The organism is Facivitalis istanbulensis, from assembly GCF_040560405.1.
Classification (GTDB): Bacteria; Pseudomonadota; Alphaproteobacteria; order Sphingomonadales; family Sphingomonadaceae; genus Sphingomonas; species Sphingomonas istanbulensis.
Genome location: NZ_JAVSCQ010000081.1, coordinates 1 through 776 on the forward strand (window position 1 = coordinate 1; position 776 = coordinate 776).

General features: G+C 56.3%; 1 protein-coding gene. It reads right to left on the reverse strand.

What is annotated here, in order from left to right; all coding sequences use genetic code 11:
* Positions 1-83: 83 nt before the first annotated feature.
* The coding region (locus tag RN629_RS18250; protein ID WP_407036495.1) for an RHS repeat-associated core domain-containing protein at positions 84-776 on the reverse strand (693 nt) is incomplete at its 5' end.

Genomic DNA, 776 nt, shown 5'->3' on the forward strand with positions numbered 1-776 from the left:
GGAAAGAACGGCCGAAGCCGCTTCATCTGATCGTCCGTCAGCCAAAACAGGTCGCTCATATCGGTCTCCTTGCGGAGCCTGAATCAGATCACGGCGCTCACATCAATGGGTCCTGACCCTAGCCCTTGGTCCACGCCTTGCTGAGTTCGATATGCATTCAACTCGGTCCTATACTCGGCCATTCTGCTATCCGGGAAGCCAATTCTATTAAAATCGAGCTCGTGCCTCGCTTCATGCGCCAATGCCCCGGCGCCCAACCCCTGTTGAATATCGCCACGGCTAGTGCCCGGATTTGCAGCCGCGAAGGCTGCATTGGCTCCGTATGCATTGACTTGTTTGATATCGACGCTGATCCTGCCTCCCGGACCAGCGTTCGCCAAAGTGCCCTTGGCAAGGGAAGATGACGCAATCGTCACCCCGTTATTTTGGCCGAACTTACCGAGATAGCCGAGAGTAGCGCCTAAATTTTTCGCCGCGTCCGACTTCGGGTCCAGGCCCTTGAGCGCCTTCTGCGCGGTATCAACGTAGCCCCTTATCGTTCCGCAATCCGATTTGCTGCCAGAACATTCATACAATCCCAGTGGATCGCGCCTATTCACCGGATCGTTCCCCACATAGGCGTAGAGGTTGATCTGATCCTTATAGCCGATGGGATCGGTTTGCATGAACCGACCCAACGTGGGCGAGTACATACGCGCCTTGTAATAGTACATGCCGAGGTCGGGCAGCCACGCCTGTCCGGTATACTGGAAGCGGCCGATATTGCCGCTGCCCGG